The sequence below is a fragment of the Rhizobium sp. PEPV16 genome (assembly GCF_008919455.1).
GTDB lineage: Bacteria > Pseudomonadota > Alphaproteobacteria > Rhizobiales > Rhizobiaceae > Rhizobium > Rhizobium leguminosarum_Q.
On sequence record NZ_VSZV01000335.1, the window covers coordinates 20,572 to 36,915 of the forward strand.

The 16,344-nt window shown below is 62.1% G+C and carries 13 protein-coding genes and 1 pseudogene; 12 read left to right on the forward strand and 2 right to left on the reverse strand.

Annotation, left to right across the window (positions count from 1 at the left end; genetic code table 11):
* Window positions 1-3: 3 nt before the first annotated feature.
* The 7 genes from FY112_RS24400 (at window position 4) to FY112_RS24430 (ending at window position 9,344) form a co-directional block, all read left to right on the forward strand.
* A complete protein-coding gene (locus FY112_RS24400; protein ID WP_017957812.1) occupies window positions 4-1,002 on the forward strand; it encodes an ABC transporter permease in 999 nt (332 codons plus the stop codon).
* Window positions 1,002-2,174, forward strand: coding sequence for an ABC transporter permease (locus FY112_RS24405; RefSeq protein WP_168276394.1), 1,173 nt, complete (start codon window positions 1,002-1,004; stop codon window positions 2,172-2,174). The genes FY112_RS24400 and FY112_RS24405 overlap by 1 nt, the downstream gene beginning before the upstream one ends.
* 96 nt (window positions 2,175-2,270) lie before the next feature.
* Window positions 2,271-3,479, forward strand: coding sequence for a glycosyltransferase family protein (locus FY112_RS24410; protein WP_017957810.1), 1,209 nt, complete (start codon window positions 2,271-2,273; stop codon window positions 3,477-3,479).
* A gap of 9 nt (window positions 3,480-3,488) precedes the next feature.
* Window positions 3,489-4,736, forward strand: coding sequence for a glycosyltransferase (locus FY112_RS24415; protein WP_151519456.1), 1,248 nt, complete (start codon window positions 3,489-3,491; stop codon window positions 4,734-4,736).
* Window positions 4,733-5,878: a glycosyltransferase gene (locus FY112_RS24420; RefSeq protein WP_151519457.1), complete on the forward strand. Its 1,146-nt coding sequence runs from the start codon at window positions 4,733-4,735 to the stop codon at window positions 5,876-5,878. The genes FY112_RS24415 and FY112_RS24420 overlap by 4 nt, the downstream gene beginning before the upstream one ends.
* A 182-nt stretch (window positions 5,879-6,060) precedes the next feature.
* Window positions 6,061-8,775 (forward strand): ABC transporter transmembrane domain-containing protein, encoded by a 2,715-nt coding sequence (locus tag FY112_RS24425; RefSeq protein WP_065283922.1) that lies wholly within the window; start codon window positions 6,061-6,063, stop codon window positions 8,773-8,775.
* A gap of 101 nt (window positions 8,776-8,876) precedes the next feature.
* Window positions 8,877-9,344 carry a cyclic nucleotide-binding domain-containing protein gene (locus FY112_RS24430; protein ID WP_017957806.1) on the forward strand — a complete coding sequence of 156 codons (468 nt, stop codon included), beginning with the start codon at window positions 8,877-8,879 and terminating at the stop codon, window positions 9,342-9,344.
* A 35-nt stretch (window positions 9,345-9,379) separates the two neighbouring features.
* On the opposite strand, the pseudogene FY112_RS24435 reads toward FY112_RS24430, so the two are convergent.
* Together FY112_RS24435 and FY112_RS24440 are read right to left on the reverse strand one after the other, a co-directional pair.
* Window positions 9,380-9,574 (reverse strand): annotated as a pseudogene (locus FY112_RS24435) (hypothetical protein); the annotation flags it as partial.
* A gap of 38 nt (window positions 9,575-9,612) precedes the next feature.
* Window positions 9,613-10,944 (reverse strand): MFS transporter, encoded by a 1,332-nt coding sequence (locus tag FY112_RS24440; RefSeq protein WP_017957805.1) that lies wholly within the window; start codon window positions 10,942-10,944, stop codon window positions 9,613-9,615.
* A 392-nt stretch (window positions 10,945-11,336) separates the two neighbouring features.
* On the opposite strand from FY112_RS24440, the gene cyoA reads away from it, so the two are divergent.
* Genes cyoA through FY112_RS24465 form a run of 5 tightly spaced genes read left to right on the forward strand, consistent with a single transcriptional unit; the run spans window position 11,337 to window position 16,337 of the window.
* Window positions 11,337-12,491 (forward strand): ubiquinol oxidase subunit II, encoded by a 1,155-nt coding sequence (gene cyoA, locus FY112_RS24445; protein ID WP_280760015.1) that lies wholly within the window; start codon window positions 11,337-11,339, stop codon window positions 12,489-12,491.
* A 42-nt stretch (window positions 12,492-12,533) separates the two neighbouring features.
* Complete coding sequence (cyoB, locus tag FY112_RS24450) at window positions 12,534-14,537, forward strand: cytochrome o ubiquinol oxidase subunit I (protein WP_151519458.1); 2,004 nt, start codon at window positions 12,534-12,536, stop codon at window positions 14,535-14,537.
* A gap of 5 nt (window positions 14,538-14,542) precedes the next feature.
* Entirely contained in the window at window positions 14,543-15,163 is a 621-nt protein-coding gene (gene cyoC / locus FY112_RS24455) for a cytochrome o ubiquinol oxidase subunit III (RefSeq protein ID WP_026158359.1), read from the forward strand.
* Complete coding sequence (gene cyoD, locus FY112_RS24460) at window positions 15,160-15,561, forward strand: cytochrome o ubiquinol oxidase subunit IV (RefSeq protein WP_151519459.1); 402 nt, start codon at window positions 15,160-15,162, stop codon at window positions 15,559-15,561. The genes cyoC and cyoD overlap by 4 nt, the downstream gene beginning before the upstream one ends.
* Window positions 15,558-16,337, forward strand: a complete 780-nt coding sequence (locus tag FY112_RS24465; RefSeq protein WP_151519460.1) for an SURF1 family protein — start codon at window positions 15,558-15,560, stop codon at window positions 16,335-16,337. Before cyoD ends, FY112_RS24465 begins: the two co-directional genes overlap by 4 nt.
* Window positions 16,338-16,344: the final 7 nt, after the last annotated feature.

Consider the following 16,344-nt stretch of genomic DNA (forward strand, 5'->3'; position numbering starts at 1 on the left):
GGCGTGCTCAGATACATTCTCTGGCGCATCGCCGCCATGGTGCCGACGCTCTTCGTCATTTCGGCGCTGGTCTTCACCATCATCGAGCTGCCGCCGGGCGACTTCTTCGAGAGCCAGATCGCCGAGCTGCGGGCCTCCGGCGAGACCGCCAATCTCCAGGAAATCGAAGAGATGCGCCAGCAATACGGCTTCGACAAGCCGGAAATCGTGCGCTATTTCTATTGGGTCGGCGGCATGCTGCACGGCGATTTCGGCTATTCCTTCGAATACCAGCTCCCGGTCTCGGACGTGGTCGGCGAACGGCTGTGGCTGACGATGCTCGTCTCCTTCACGACGATCCTGCTCACCTGGCTGATCGCCTTTCCCATCGGCATTTATTCGGCGACGCATCAGTACAGCTGGAGTGATTACGGGCTGACCTTCCTCGGCCTGCTCGGCATCGCCATTCCGAACTTCATGCTGGCGCTGATCCTGATGTATTTCGCCAATGTCTGGTTCGGTCTGTCGATCGGCCATCTGATGGACCAGCAATATCTCAACGCGCCGATGAGCTGGGAAAAGGCGAAGTCGATCCTCGGCCATCTTTGGATCCCCGTTATCATCGTCGGCACTGCCGGGACGGCCGGCATGATCCGGCGGCTGCGCGCCAATCTTCTCGACGAGATGCAGAAGCAATATGTGACGACCGCGCGGGCCAAGGGCCTGCATCCGATGCGGGCCTTGGTCAAATATCCGCTGCGCATGGCGCTCAATTTCTTCGTCGCCGATATCGGCTCGATCCTGCCGTCGATCATTTCCGGCGCCGAAATCGTGGCGATCGTCCTGTCGCTGGAAACGACCGGGCCGATGCTGATCAAGGCGCTGCAGAGCCAGGACATGTATCTCGCCGGCTCCTTCCTGATGTTCCTGGCCTTCCTCAACGTCATCGGCGTACTGATCTCCGACATCGCCCTCGGCTTCCTCGATCCCCGTATCCGTCTGCAAGGCAGGAGCACCAAATAATGTCGCCCCTTCCCGCACCCGGCGCGCCGCTGCCGCACTACGTCTCGACCGCTCCCTTCGATCCCCAGGCGACCGAAAACTTGACGGCGGCGCAATCGCGCATCCATCTCGCCTCGCAGAAGCAGCTGATGTGGTGGAAGTTCAAGCAGCACAGGCTCGCCTTGATCTCCGGCATCTTTCTCGCCGTCGTCTACCTGATGATCCTGATCGTCGAGTTCCTGGCGCCTTATGGCCTGCACACGCGCAATGTCGATTTCATCCACGCGCCGCCGCAGCAGATCCACCTCTTCGACAAGGGCAGCTTCGTCGGTCCCTTCGTCTACGGCCGCAGCATGGCGCTCGATCTCGACACGCTGCACCGCGTCTATACCGACAGGCCGAACGACGTGCAGCCGATCCGTTTCTTCTGCCGCGGCGATGCCTACAAATTCTGGGGCCTCGTCGCCTCGAACTATCATCTCGTCTGCCCGGCGATCGGCGGCCAGATGTTCCTGCTCGGCACCGACCGGCTCGGCCGCGACGTACTCTCGCGCATCCTCTACGGCGCGCGGATATCGCTGACCATCGGTCTGATCGGCATTTCGATCAGCTTCGTGCTCGGCATCGTCATCGGCGGCCTTGCCGGTTATCGCGGCGGCTTTTTCGATCTCATCGTCCAGCGCCTGATCGAGGTGCTGCAATCGCTGCCGAGCCTGCCGCTGTGGATGGCGCTGGCCGCCATCATGCCGGTGACGTGGAGCCCGATCGTCATCTATTTCGGCATCACCGTCATCCTCGGCATCATCGACTGGACGGGTCTGGCGCGTGCCGTGCGCTCCAAACTCCTGGCGCTGCGCGAGGAAGATTATGTCCAGGCCGCACAGCTGATGGGCGCCAGCACGCCGCGCATCATCGGCCGCCATCTGGTGCCGGGCTTCATGTCACATCTCATTGCGTCGGCGACGATTTCAATCCCCGGCATGATCCTTGGAGAGACCGCGCTCTCCTTCCTCGGCCTTGGGCTTCGTCCGCCGATCACCAGCTGGGGCATTCTGCTGACCGAGGCAAAAAGCGTCAGCGTCATCGCCTTCTATCCATGGCTGCTCTATCCGATCATTCCTGTTGTTCTCGTCATTTTGGCGTTCAACTTTCTGGGAGACGGCTTGCGTGATGCGGCAGATCCCTACAAATAGCAGGAAACGCGGCGGCGCATCACGGCACCGCCCCCACCTCTTGGCCTCCGGACGGTGGGGGTACTAACTATGTTGCTGAGCCCAGAAGGGATGCCCATGTCCAGACGTCTCGAAGATGCGCGCATCCTCATGTACAGCCACGATACCTTCGGTCTCGGCCATCTGCGCCGCTGCCGCGCCATCGCCCATGCGCTGGTCGAGGATTATCGCGGCCTCAATATTCTGATCATTTCGGGTGCCACGATCGCCGGCGCCTTCGACTATCGCGCCCGTGTCGACTTCGTGAAGATCCCGAGCGTCATCAAGCTCCGCAACGGTGAATATACCTCGCTCGCCAGCCATATCGACCTGCACGAGACGCTGAAGATGCGCGAATCGAGCATTCGCCACACGGCCGAGACCTTCCAGCCCGATATCTTCATCGTCGACAAGGAACCGATGGGACTGAAGGGCGAGGTCGAGGATACGCTCGCCTATCTCAAGGCCCGCGGCACCGTCCTGGTTCTCGGCCTGCGCGAGATCATGGACGCGCCGCATCTGCTCGAGGCCGAGTGGAAGAAGAACAGCATCATGCAGAAGATCGACCAATATTACGACAGTGTCTGGGTCTATGGTCCGCCGGATTTCTACGATCCGCTGATCGGCCTCGACGTGCCGGCCAGCCTGCGCCGGAAGATGGATTTCGTCGGCTTCCTGCAGCGCAGCGTCTCCAGGGGCAAGACCTCGATCAACGCCCGCAAGGACAATTACATCCTCGTCACCACGGGCGGCGGCGGCGACGGCTCCGATCTCGTCCACGACGTCATGAATGCCTACGAGGCCGATCCGACGCTGACGCAGAAGGCGCTCGTGGTGCTCGGGCCCTATATGCCGGCCGCCGAGCGCTCCAAGCTGGTGCAGAAGGGGGAAGCCATTCCCTATATCGAGGTGATCGAGTTCGACAATCACATGGAAGAGCTGATCGACAGCGCCACCGGCGTCGTCGCCATGGGTGGCTACAACACCTATTGCGAGATCCTCTCCTTCGACAAACCGGCCCTCATCGTGCCGCGTGTCAAGCCGCGCGAGGAGCAGCTGCTGCGCGCCCAGCGGGCAAGCGAGCTCGGCCTCGTCGACATGCTGCTGCCGGACCAGTCGGTCGACCCCACAATCATGGCCGAGGCGCTAAAGCGCCTGCCCTCCCGCCAGCCACCGTCGAAGAGCGGCGGCAATATGCGTCTCGAAGGACTGGACCATATCTCGCAGACCGTCGGCCGGTGGATCGACGGCCGCGGCAGCCACCTTTCCCTCGTCGGCGCGGAATAGGGCAAAGCCTTGCCGCCACGCCGCAAGATCCTCGTCGTGCTGAAAGGCTATCCCCGCCTTTCGGAAACCTTCATCGCCCAGGAGCTGCTCGGCCTCGAAAAGGCCGGCTTCGACCTGACGCTGATTTCGATGCGCCGGCCGACCGACAGGAAGCGCCATCCCGTGCATGAGGAGATCCGGGCGCGCGTCGTCTATCTCCCGGAATATCTGCACGAGGAGCCGATCCGCGTGCTGAAGGGCTTCATCGCCGGTTTCTCTAAACCCGGCTTCAAGGCGCTGATGAAACGCTTCCTCGCCGATCTCAAGCGCGACATCTCCCGCAATCGCTTCCGCCGTCTCGGCCAGGCACTGGTGCTGGGGCGCGAATGGCCGGACGAGGGCGAATGGCTGCATGCCCATTTCATCCACACGCCGGCCTCGGTGACGGAATATGCGAGCATCCTCACGGGCACGCCCTGGACCTGTTCGGCGCATGCCAAGGACATATGGACGTCGCCAGACTGGGACCTGAACGAAAAGCTCGGCAGCGCCCGCTGGACCGTCACCTGCACCAGGACGGGCTACGACCATATGCGGACGCTGACATCACGCAGGGAGGCCGTGCACCTGAGTTACCACGGTCTCGATCTCGCCCGCTTCGGCCATTTTGCCGGCGAGCGTTCGGACCGCACCGGCAGCGACCCCGACGATCCGGCCTTCATCCTCAGCGTCGGCCGCGCCGTCGAGAAGAAGGGCTACGACGTGTTGCTGCGCGCGCTGGCGCTTTTGCCCGCCGACCTTCACTGGCGCATGGACCATATCGGCGGCGGCGAGGAGCTTGCGAAACTGAAAGCGCTGGCGACCGAACTCGGCATTTCCGGCCGCATCGTCTGGAAGGGCGCCATGGCGCAGGAAGACGTGCTCGATCATTACCGCCGCGCCGACCTCTTCGCGCTTGCCTGCCGCATCGCCGCCAACGGCGACCGCGACGGCTTGCCGAACGTCCTGGTCGAAGCCTCCAGCCAGCGGCTCGTCTGTCTCTCGACCGACGTATCCGGCGTGCCGGAGCTCCTGAAGAACGGTGAAAACGGCCTCGTCGTGCCGCCGGAGGACCCGGCACTGCTGGCCGGAGCGCTGGAAGCGGCGATCCGCGACCCGGCGCTGCGCAAGCGCCTCGGCGATGCCGCCGAAAACCAGGTGCGCGAATATTTCGACTATCACTCCAGCATCAGACAGCTCACCGGCCTGTTCGAGGCCGAATGGCAGAAGGCGTCATGACGACACCGCGTATTTTCTTCTATGTCCAGCATCTGCTCGGCATCGGCCATATAGCCCGCGCCAGCCGCATCGCCAATGCCTTGGTGACGGACGGTTTTGACGTCACTGTCGTAACCGGCGGCCTGCCGGTGCCGGGCTTTCCGGGCGAGGGCGTGAAGACCGTGGCCCTGCCGGCGGTCGTCGCCAGCAATGCCGGTTTCTCCGGCCTCGCCGATGCCGATGGCCGGCCAGCCGGCGAGGATTTCCTCCATGCCCGCCGCCTGCTGCTGCTCGACGCCTTCCATGCCGCAAGGCCGGATGTCGTCATCATCGAAGCCTTCCCCTTCGGCCGGCGACAGATGCGCTTCGAACTGCTGCCGCTGCTCGAGGCGATCGAAAAGGCCGAACCGCGGCCGAAACTCTTGAGCTCGGTGCGCGACATCCTGCAGGAAAACCGCAAGGCCGGCCGCGACGCGGAGACCGTCACGCTGGTCAAGGACCATTTCGATGCCGTGCTCGTCCACGGCGATCCCGGTTTCGTGAGGCTCGAGGACACCTTCCCGCTGACACCCGAGATCGCCGACAGGCTGCGCTATACCGGCCTCGTCGCAGCCCCGCCGGCGCCGGAACCGACTGAGACATTCGACATCATCGCATCGGCGGGCGGCGGCGCGGTCGGCGCCGCGCTGATCGGCGCGGCGAAAGAGGCGGCAACGTTGCTGCCGGACAATCTTCGCTGGCTGCTGGTCGCCGGCCCGAACCTGCCGGAGGCCGATTTCGCCGCGCTGGCTGAGGACGCGGCCCCGAATGTGACGCTGGTGCGCTTCCGCAAGGATTTTCCCTCGCTGCTGCGCGGTGCGAAAGTCTCGATCTCGCAGGCAGGCTACAATACGGTCGGCGACCTGCTGCGCACCGAATGCCGGGCGATCCTCATCCCCTTCGTCGCCGGCGGCGAGACCGAGCAGACGGTGCGCGCCGAACGGCTGCAGGCGCTCGGCCTCGCCGATATCCTGCCGGAAAACGGACTGACGTCGGGCCATGTGAAAGAGGCGGTCGAAAAGGCGCTCGCGGCGCCGCGCCGGGGGCCGGTCTTGCTCGACCTCGACGGGGCGGAGAAAACCGCCGGCATCATTCGCTCCATGATTGCCGAATCCCTCGCCTAATCCAAAATTCCTGTGATATAAGCAATGTTCCGGCGAGAATCGGCATTTTTGCAGCCGGTCGCTTCGCCTTGTTTTCATTGCGATATCGGCGGTCCGGCTGCATGATCCTGTTCTCAAAATTCCTTCCCGTCCCGGCGCCCGGATCGCGCCCCCGGAATTTCCCAGCAAGCTGACGGTTAGCCATGGAAAAAAGCCTCGCCCGCTACATCTGGAAGAACACGCGGCTGCAGCAGCTGTGGATTCTGGCTGTCGTCGCCGCATCGATGGTGCCCTACTTCCTATCCTTCGACCTGCCGAAGCAGATCGTCAACGGACCGATCCAAGGTGACGGCTTCGAAGGTCCGGGCGCAACGCAGACCTTCATGCATATTGCCTACGACCTGCCGCTGATCGGCCATGTCGAATTCTTTCAAGGGTTGCAGCTCAACCGCTTCCAGATGCTGATGGCCCTCAGCTTGGTGTTTCTGGCGCTGGTGGTGCTGAACGGCCTCTTCAAGTTCTACATCAACACCTATAAGGGCCGGCTCGGCGAGCGCATGCTGCGTCGTATCCGCTTCGAGCTGATCGACCGGGTGCTGCGCTTCCCGCCCATTCACTTCAAGCGGGTGAAATCGGCCGAAATCGCCACCATGATCAAGGACGAGGTGGAGCCGATGGGCGGCTTCACCGGCGACGCCTTCGTCTCCCCTGCCCTTCTCGGCGGCCAGGCGATCACGGCGCTCGTCTTCATCATCGTCCAGAATTTCTGGCTTGGCATGATCGCCGCCGGCATCGTCGGCGTTCAGGCGGTCGTCATTCCCCGCATGCGCAAGCGCCTGCTGGAACTCGGCCGCCAGCGGCAGCTGACGGCGCGCGAACTCTCCGGCCGCGTCGGCGAAATCGTCGAGGGCATCGGCACGATCCACGGCAACGACACGTCGAACCTCGAACGCGCCGACATCGCCTCGCGGCTCGGCCGGATTTTCTCGATCCGCTACGACCTTTACCAGTGGAAATTCCTGGTGAAGTTCATCAACAACTTCCTCGCTCAGGTCACGCCGTTCCTGTTTTACGCGATCGGCGGCTACCTGGCGCTGCAGGGCCGGCTCGACATCGGCCAGCTCGTCGCCGTCATATCAGCCTACAAGGACTTGCCCGGCCCGCTGAAGGAACTGATCGACTGGGACCAGATGCGCCAGGACGTGCAGGTGAAATACCAGCAGGTCTATGAGCAGTTCAACGTCGAGCCGCTGATCGACAGCCGCATCCAGGAACTCGCAACCGCCCCGGTCGGTGCACTGACGGGCGCGTTCGTCGTCACCAACCTGTCGCTCTCCGACGATAGCGGCGCCCGCCTCGTCGACCATGTCTCCGTCGAGATCAAGCCGAACGAGACGGTGGCGATCGTCGGGCCGAACGGCAGCGGCGCGGAAGCCTTCGCCGAAGCGCTCGGCCGCATGGTCTGGCCGGACTCCGGCCGCATCACCATCGACGGCCGCGATCTCCTCGACATGCCGGAATCGATCACCGGCCGGCGGATCTCCTATGCCTCGTCCGACACCTTCTTCTTCCACGGCACGCTCGCCAGCAATCTGCTCTACGGCCTGAAACATGCGCCGATGACCGATCCGGTTTACGACGAGCGCGAAGCGCTGGAGTATAAATGGCATTCCGCCGAGGCGGAGAAGGCCGGCAATCCGACGCTCGACCTCAACAGCGACTGGGTGGACTACAAGGCAGCCGGCGCCAGCGGGCCCGAGGACATTCTGAAAGCGATCCGCCCAGTGCTCGACGCCGTCCTGATCTCGCAGGACATCCTCGATCTGGCGCTGCGCTCGACCGTCAACACCGACGTGCATGTGGCGCTCGGCGACCACGTCGTGGCGCTACGCGCCTCGCTCAGGGACCGGCTGCGCGACGAGGGGCTCGACACGATCGTCGTGCCTTTCGATTTCGATGCCTATAACGCCCAGGCAACGGTCGGAGAGAACCTGCTCTTCGGCACGATGAAGCGGCCGTTGATGACCAACCGCAGGCTGGCCGCGCATCCCTATTTCCAGCAGCTCTTCCGTGAGACCGGCCTCAGCAGCGATCTCTACGCCATGGGCCTCGAGATCGCCGAAAACGCCGTGGAACTCTTCCATGACCTGCCGCCGGACCATCCATTCTTCCAGCAGCTGACCTTCATGACGGCGGACGACATCCCGACCTACCAGGCGCTGCTGCAGAAGCTGCAAAGCCGCCGCTTCGAGGACGCCACGCCGGAAGAACGTTCGGCCATCATCCGGCTGAGTTTTGCCTATATCGAGCCGCGCCATCGCTTCGGCTTGCTGCCGAACGAGCTCATGGACAAGATCGTCAGCGCCCGCAAGCAGTTCCACGAGCATATTCCAGCCGATCTCGCCGAGCTGATCGAGCGCTACGACGCCGAGCGTTTCACTCCGTCGGCAAGCCTGATGGACAATGTGCTCTTCGGCCGTATCGCCTATCAGCAGGCCGACGCTTCCGACCGCATCCGCGGCATCATGGGCGAACTCTTCGATGCGCTCGACCTTTATGACGACGTGCTGTCGATCGGCCTCGAATTCGATGTCGGCTCCGGTGGCAAGCGCCTGACCATGGTGCAGCGCCAGAAGCTGAACCTGGCCCGCGCGCTGTTGAAGCGCTCGGACTATTTCATCTTCAACCGGCCGCTGTCGGCGCTCGACCAGCGCGTTCAAGATCAAATCACCCGCAACATCATCGAGGGCCTGCACGAAGAGGGCCATCGCCCGGCGATCATCTGGGTGCTCTCCAACGCCCGGCAGGCCGAGATGTTCGACCGGATACTGCTCTTTGATCGCGGCGGATTGGCGGAAGCCGGAAACTATCCGGAACTTTCCGAGAAAAACGGGATGTTCAAGGAACTGTTATCGTAATATTCTATAGGGGCGGCGATAATGGGCGTTCCCGACGGGGCGCCTCAGAGTTTTGAAGACGCTTGGTCCCGCGGACCCTGCGTCAGGGGATTGAAACGCTCATGCTGTTGAGAGACGAAGTTGAAATGCTGCGAAGGGTGCCGATCTTTTCAAGGATCGCGCCAGCAAAGCTCAAGCTTTTGGCCTTTACCTCCGATCGCATGACCTACAAGGCCGGACAGGACCTCTTCCATCAGGGCGACGTCGGTGATGCTGCCTATGTCATCCTCTCTGGCACCGCCGATATCGTCGTCGCTTCGCCGGCCGGCGAGATCAAGGTCGCCGACGTCGAACCCAATTCCATCGTCGGCGAAATCGCCATCCTCTGCGATGTCTCGCGCACGGCAACGGTCCGCGCCACCTCGTCGCTAGAGGTGCTGCGCATCAGCAAGGAGCACTTCCTGAAGCTGCTCAGCGATTTCCCCGAGATGGCCGTGGAAATCATGCGGGTGCTGGCCGACCGCCTGAACCACACCACGGCGGAGCTGACCGCGGCCCGGGCGGCAAAGCAGCCGCAAATGGCGCAGTAGGATTCAGCTATAGGATTTGGGTGGCCAAACGATCCTCACTTGCCCTCATCCTTGAGCAAGGCAAGCAACTCGGCACGCTCGCGCGCCATCTCTCCCTTAATGACTTCATGCGGGATCCAGACAGCGTTCGGATCATCGGCTTCCCGGATTGCTTCCTCGACCCGTTCGAGAAACCATCCCTCGTATGCCGCCGCCTCGTGAGTTCGCCGCAAAGCCTCGGCACGATCCGGTCCCACTTCTCTCCCAGGCATGGCTTCCTCGCAAAGTCCTATTCGCGCTGCTCCAGCGCCCTGCTGAAGGCAAGCGCTGCAAGCGTGCAGATGGCGCCGGACAGCAGGTAGTAACCGACGAAGGTCAGGCCGAAGCGGCTGGAGAGGCTGAGCGCCACCAGGGGCGCAAAACCCGCGCCGATCAACCAGGCCAGATCCGACGTGAAGGCGGCACCGGTATAGCGGTAGCCGCGGCCGAAGCGGGACGAGATCGAGCCCGTCGCCTGGCCGAAGGAAAGGCCGAGCACGCCGAAGCCGATGATGACGAAAGCGTCATGGCCGCTGTTGCCGGATGCGATCAGGCTCGGCCCGACGAAGCTGAAGACGGCGATGATGACGGCGCAGATGGCAAGCTGGGCGCGCCGCCCGATACGGTCGGCGATCAGGCCCGAGGCGATGATCGTGAGGATGCCGACCGCGGCGCCGATCACCTGCACCACCATGAAGGTGCCGATCGGCTGGTTGCCGTAAAGGCTCATCCAGCCGAGTGGGAAAATGGTGACGAGGTGGAACATCGCGAAGCTTGCGAGCGGAACGAAGGCGCCGATCAGAATGTCGCGGCCGTGAACGCGCAGCACGTCGAGAATGGGGGCTGCTTCCAGCTCATGCTGCTCCAGCAGCGTGCCGAATTCCTTGGTCATGACGAGCCGCAAACGCGCAAACAGCGCTACGACGTTGATCGCGAAGGCGACGAAGAAGGGATAACGCCAGCCCCAGGAGAGGAAATCTTCACTGGAAAGATTGGCGACGAAATAACCGAACAGGGTGCTGGCCAGCGCAAAGCCGATCGGCGCGCCGAGCTGCGGGATCATCGCATACCAGCCGCGGTGCTTGGCCGGCGCGTTGAGCGCCAGCAGCGAGGCAAGGCCGTCCCAGGCGCCGCCAAGCGCGAAGCCCTGGCCGAGGCGGAAGAGCGCCAGCAAGGCGATAGACCAGACGCCGATCTCGTTGTAACCCGGCAGGAAGGCGATCGAGGCGGTGGAACCGCCAAGCAGGAAAAGCGCGATCGTCAGCTTCGTGCCCCGGCCGTACAGCCGGTCGATCGTCATGAAGACGACGGAGCCGACGGGGCGAGCCAGGAAGGCAAGCGAGAAGATGGCGAAGGAATAGAGCGTGCCCGTCAGCCTGTCCGGCGCGAAGGGAAAAATCAACTGTGGAAAGACCAGAACCGAGGCAAGGCCATAGACGAAGAAATCGAAGAATTCCGACATGCGGCCGATCACCACGCCGATGGCGATACTACCAGGCGAAACCGGCTTGTCGTCGTGAATGCGCCGCGCGTCGCGTTCCAGCGACGACGATGACGGACCGTAATGCGATGTTGTAACCATAAAACGCCTCCCTCGTTGAAGCGCTTTCGGCAAGGCGCCTCAGCCTGATCTTGATCAAACCTGCAGGCTTATCAAGTCCGTAAGACGTAAATAGTTCATCATCACGGCTCAAAATGAGGCTTAGGCGGAAAAAACAGCGTGATCCGGACCGCGATTTTTCCCGGGGACGCTGGCTTGGCCGGCTCTTGCGGATATATTGATTTGAAACATGCGCTGGCGAAAGAATCCTTCTTGGATTTCATCAGGATTCCAAAGCTGTAGTGCACCCTGATTTGTGTCGCAGTGCGGCATGATTGCTGCACTGCGACCAAACACCTCATGTCGCTGTCAGGTTCAGTGCGTTAGTCGCGGAACGAACGAAACAACAAGAGCTTAGAGACGTGCTAAAACTGGTGAAGTTTTCCCGCCTTCTATCCGTCTTGCCGCTGCTTTTCCTGGCAGGATGCAACATGGTGGTCATGGCGCCCTCCGGCGACATCGCCGCGCAACAGCGCGATCTGATCGTGATCTCGACGGTGCTGATGCTTTTGATCATCATCCCGGTGATCTTCCTGACGCTGTTCTTCGCCTGGCGCTACCGCCGCTCCAATACGGCCGCAACCTACGCGCCGGAATGGCACCATTCGACCCGCCTCGAAATCGTGATCTGGGCAGCGCCGCTTGCGATCATCATCGCGCTCGGCGCCGTGACCTGGATTTCCACGCATAAGCTCGATCCCTATCGCCCGCTCGACCGCCTCGATGCGGAGCGCGCCATTCCGGCCAATACCAAGCCGCTGATCGTCGAGGTCGTGGCGCTCGACTGGAAGTGGCTGTTCTTCTATCCCGAACTCGGCATTGCCACCGTCAACGAACTCGCTGCCCCGGTCGACATGCCGATCAATTTCAAGATCACTGCCTCCTCGGTGATGAACTCCTTCTACATCCCTGCCCTGGCCGGCCAGATCTATGCGATGCCCGGCATGGAGACGAAGCTGCACGCCGTCATCAACAAGCAAGGCGAATATGAGGGCTTCTCCGCCAATTACAGCGGAAGTGGCTTCTCGCACATGCGCTTCAAGTTCCACGGCCTCGACCAGGCGGGCTTTGACGCCTGGGTGGCGCAGGTCAAGCAGCAGGGCACGATGCTCAACCGCGACGCCTATCTCAAGCTCGAGAAGCCGAGCGAGAAGGAACCAGTGCGTTATTATGCCGGCGCCGATGCCGACCTTTACAACGCCATCCTCAACATGTGCGCCGCTCCGGGCAAGATGTGCATGAACGAGATGATGCATATCGACATGATGGGCGGCGGCGGCAAGGAAAGTGCCGAGAACCGCGAGAAGCTGCAATACGACAACCGTCATGCCGACGAAGGCATCGTGGCGCCCGCCGCCACCGTGCCGGCGACCGGGGCACCGGCACGCAGTGAGCCTGCCGAGCGGACCGACGGCAACAGCATGCAGCACGACATGCCCGGCATGGACATGCAGCATGAGGGTCATTCCATGCCCGGCACGAGCAATGGCGCCGATCCGGCGCCGGCGCAGCTCAACAACAACAATTAACCTGGCGCTTTGCGTCGCAAGACATAATGAACGGGTTGTTCCATGTTTTCCAATCCTGACCTCCTGAAGTTCGTCTTCGGCCGGTTGACCCTCGATGCCATCCCCTATCACGAGCCGATCCTGGTCGTGACCTTCATCGGCGTCGTCATCGGCGGTCTCGCTGTGCTCGGCATCATCACCTATTTCAAGTTCTGGGGTCCGCTCTGGCGCGACTGGATCTGCAGCGTCGATCACAAGAAGATCGGCATCATGTATGTGATCCTCGCCGTCATCATGCTGCTGCGCGGCTTCTCCGACGCGATCATGATGCGCGTCCAGCAGGCGATCGCCTTCAACGGCTCGGAGGGCTATCTGCCGCCGCACCATTACGACCAGGTCTTCACCGCCCACGGCGTCATCATGATCTTCTTCGTGGCGATGCCCTTCGTCACCGGTCTGATGAACTTCGTGGTGCCGCTGCAGATCGGCGCGCGTGACGTCTCCTTCCCCTTCCTCAACAATTTCTCTTTCTGGATGACCACCGCCGGCGCGATCATCATCATGCTGTCGCTGTTCATCGGCGAATTCGCCCAGACTGGCTGGCTCGCCTACCCGCCGCTGTCGGGCGCAGCCTACAGTCCGGGCGTCGGCGTCGATTATTATATCTGGGGCCTGCAGGTGGCCGGTGTCGGAACGACGCTTTCGGGCATCAACCTGATCGCCACCATCGTCAAGATGCGTGCGCCGGGCATGACCTTCATGAAGATGCCGGTCTTCACCTGGACGGCGCTCTGCACCAACGTGCTGATCGTCGCCTCCTTCCCGATCCTGACGGCAACGCTGGCGCTTCTGTCGCTCGACCGCTATGCGGGGACGAACTTCTTTACCAATGACCTCGGCGGCAACCCGATGATGTACATCAACCTCATCTGGATCTGGGGTCATCCGGAAGTCTACATTCTCGTGCTGCCGGCCTTCGGCATCTTCTCGGAAGTCGTCGCCACCTTCTCCGGCAAACGCCTCTTCGGCTACGCCTCCATGGTCTACGCGACGTGCGTGATCATGATTCTCTCCTACATCGTCTGGCTGCACCACTTCTTCACGATGGGCTCGGGCGCCAGCGTCAATTCCTTCTTCGGCATCACCACGATGATCATCTCCATCCCGACCGGGGCGAAGATTTTCAACTGGCTCTTCACCATGTATCGCGGTCGCATCCGCTTTGAGGTGCCGATGCTGTGGACGGTCGGCTTCATGGTGACCTTCGTCATCGGCGGCATGACCGGCGTCATGCTTGCCGTGCCGCCGGCCGACTTCGTGCTGCACAATTCGCTGTTCCTCATCGCCCACTTCCACAACGTCATCATCGGCGGCGTTCTCTTCGGCATGTTCGCCGGCGTGAACTACTGGTTCCCGAAAGCATTCGGCTTCAAGCTCGATCCCTTCTGGGGCAAGATGAGCTTCTGGTTCTGGCAGATCGGCTTCTGGTTCGCCTTCATGCCGCTCTATGTGCTCGGCCTGATGGGCGTCACCCGCCGTGTGAGCCAGTTCGAGGATCCGTCGCTGCAGATCTGGTTCATCATCGCCGCCTTCGGCGTCGGCCTGATCGCGCTTGGCATCGCCGCCTTCCTGATCCAGATCGTCGTCAGCTTCATGAAACGCGAGGAATTGCGCGACGACAGCGGCGATCCCTGGGACGGCCGCACGCTGGAATGGTCGACCTCCTCGCCGCCGCCGGATTACAACTTCGCCTTCACGCCGGTGGTGCACGATCATGACAGCTGGTACGACATGAAGAACCGCGGTTATGCGCGTCCGCTGGAAGGCTTCCGGCCGATCCATATGCCGAAGAATACCGGCACCGGCGCGATCCTGTCGGCCATCAGCGTCGCCCTCGCTTTCGGCCTGATCTGGTATATGTGGTGGCTGGTGGTCGTCTCCTTCGTCGCCATGCTGGTGGTCGCGATCGGCCATACCTTCAACTACAGACGTGATTTCCACATCCCCGCCGAAGAGGTGACCGAAACGGAAGGCAAGCGCACCGCGTTGCTTGCCGAGCAGGTGTGATGACAATGAGCGATCAGACTATCGACACGGCCGAAAAGCCTGAATTCTACCTGACGGAAGACCATCATCCTGAGAACAGCACCAATCTCGGCTTCTGGCTCTATCTGATGAGCGACTGCCTGATCTTCGCTGTGCTGTTCGCGACGCATGGCGTGCTCGGCCGCAACTATGCCGCCGGCCCCTCGCCTGCCGATCTCTTCGATCTGCCGATCGTTGCCCTCAACACCTCGATGCTGCTCTTCTCCTCGATCACCTACGGCTTCGCGATGCTGCAGATGGAGCGCAACGCAAAGGCGGAAACGCTGTTCTGGCTCGGTGTGACCGGCTTGTTCGGCGCGGCCTTCATCGGGCTTGAACTCTACGAGTTCATCCACCTGATCCGCGAAGGCGCCGGGCCGACGCGCAGCGCCTTCCTCTCCTCCTTCTTCACGCTCGTCGGCACCCACGGACTGCACGTCACCTTCGGCATCATCTGGCTGGTGACGTTGATGGTGCAGGTGTCGATGCATGGGCTGATCGAGGCCAACCGCCGCCGCCTGATGTGCCTTTCGATGTTCTGGCACTTCCTCGACGTCGTCTGGATCGGCGTCTTTTCCTTCGTCTATCTGCTGGGAGTTCTCGGATGAGTCCGCAAGCACCTGCCCATGAGGATGCCCACGAGGCTCATCACGGCCACAGCCACGGCCATCAGGCCGGTCATGGCACGTTCCGCAGCTACATGACGGGCTTTGTGCTTTCCGTCATCCTGACCGCCATTCCCTTCTGGCTGGTCATGTCAGGCGTCTTCGACAGCCCGGCATTGACAGCGGTGCTGGTGATGGGCCTAGGCGCGATCCAGATCGTCGTCCATATGGTGTTTTTCCTGCACATGAATACCAGGAGCGAGGGTGGCTGGACGATCATGGCGCTGATCTTCACCCTCATCATCGTCGCCATCGCGCTCTCCGGTTCGCTCTGGGTCATGCATCATCTCAACACCAACATGATGCCGATGAGCCCCGAGATGATGAAGAACATGCCGTGACGGTCACGAAGGGGCGGCGGCAGCGTCACCCCCAGGCTCCCTCGGAAAAATCGGCTGGACGGCATTATCGGGTAAAACGCGCGACCTTCACCGTCTGTCTGGTGCTGCTTGCCGCGGCGCTCGCCGCACTCGGCACCTGGCAGGTCGAGCGCCTTGCCTGGAAACGCGATCTCGTCGCCCGCGTCGATCAGCGTGTGCATGCCGCACCCATGCCGGCACCGACACGCGCCGACTGGGACAAGGTCAATGCCACCGATGACGAATATCGGCGGGTGACCGCGGTCGGAACGCTGGCGAACGACAAGGAAACGCTGGTCTATGCCTCGACCGCGCTCGGTCCGGGTTATTGGGTGATGGCGCCGCTGACGCTTGCCGACGGGACATCAATCCTCGTCAATCGCGGCTTCGTGCCGACCGACAGGCGCGACCCGGCCACGCGGCGCGAGGGGCAACCATCAGGCCCGGTCGAGATCGCCGGGCTGATGCGGATGACGGAGCCGAAGGGATCGCTGCTGCAATCCAACGACGTCGCGGCCGACCGCTGGTATTCGCGCGATGTCGCGGCGATCGCTGAAAAGCGCGGCGTCAGTGCGCCAGCGCCCTATTTCATCGATGCCGATGCCACGGCCAATCCTGGAGGCCTGCCTGTCGGCGGCCTGACGATCATCGCTTTCCCCAACAACCATCTCCTCTACGCGATCACCTGGTACGGGCTGGCGGCGATGGTGCTGGCATTGCTGGTCTTCGTCCTTCGCGGCGAGAGGGCTGCTGCATAATGCAGCA

Excerpts from the sequence above, each read along its gene's own strand:
- FY112_RS24405 (WP_168276394.1), top strand. The coding sequence starts at position 1,002 with ATGTCGCCCCTTCCCGCACCCGGCGCGCCGCTGCCGCACTACGTCTCG.
- FY112_RS24410 (WP_017957810.1), top strand. The coding sequence starts at position 2,271 with ATGTCCAGACGTCTCGAAGATGCGCGCATCCTCATGTACAGCCACGAT.
- FY112_RS24420 (WP_151519457.1), top strand. The coding sequence starts at position 4,733 with ATGACGACACCGCGTATTTTCTTCTATGTCCAGCATCTGCTCGGCATC.
- FY112_RS24425 (WP_065283922.1), top strand. The coding sequence starts at position 6,061 with ATGGAAAAAAGCCTCGCCCGCTACATCTGGAAGAACACGCGGCTGCAG.
- FY112_RS24430 (WP_017957806.1), top strand. The coding sequence starts at position 8,877 with ATGCTGTTGAGAGACGAAGTTGAAATGCTGCGAAGGGTGCCGATCTTT.
- FY112_RS24440 (WP_017957805.1), bottom strand. The coding sequence starts at position 10,944 with ATGGTTACAACATCGCATTACGGTCCGTCATCGTCGTCGCTGGAACGC.
- cyoB (WP_151519458.1), top strand. The coding sequence starts at position 12,534 with ATGTTTTCCAATCCTGACCTCCTGAAGTTCGTCTTCGGCCGGTTGACC.
- cyoC (WP_026158359.1), top strand. The coding sequence starts at position 14,543 with ATGAGCGATCAGACTATCGACACGGCCGAAAAGCCTGAATTCTACCTG.
- cyoD (WP_151519459.1), top strand. The coding sequence starts at position 15,160 with ATGAGTCCGCAAGCACCTGCCCATGAGGATGCCCACGAGGCTCATCAC.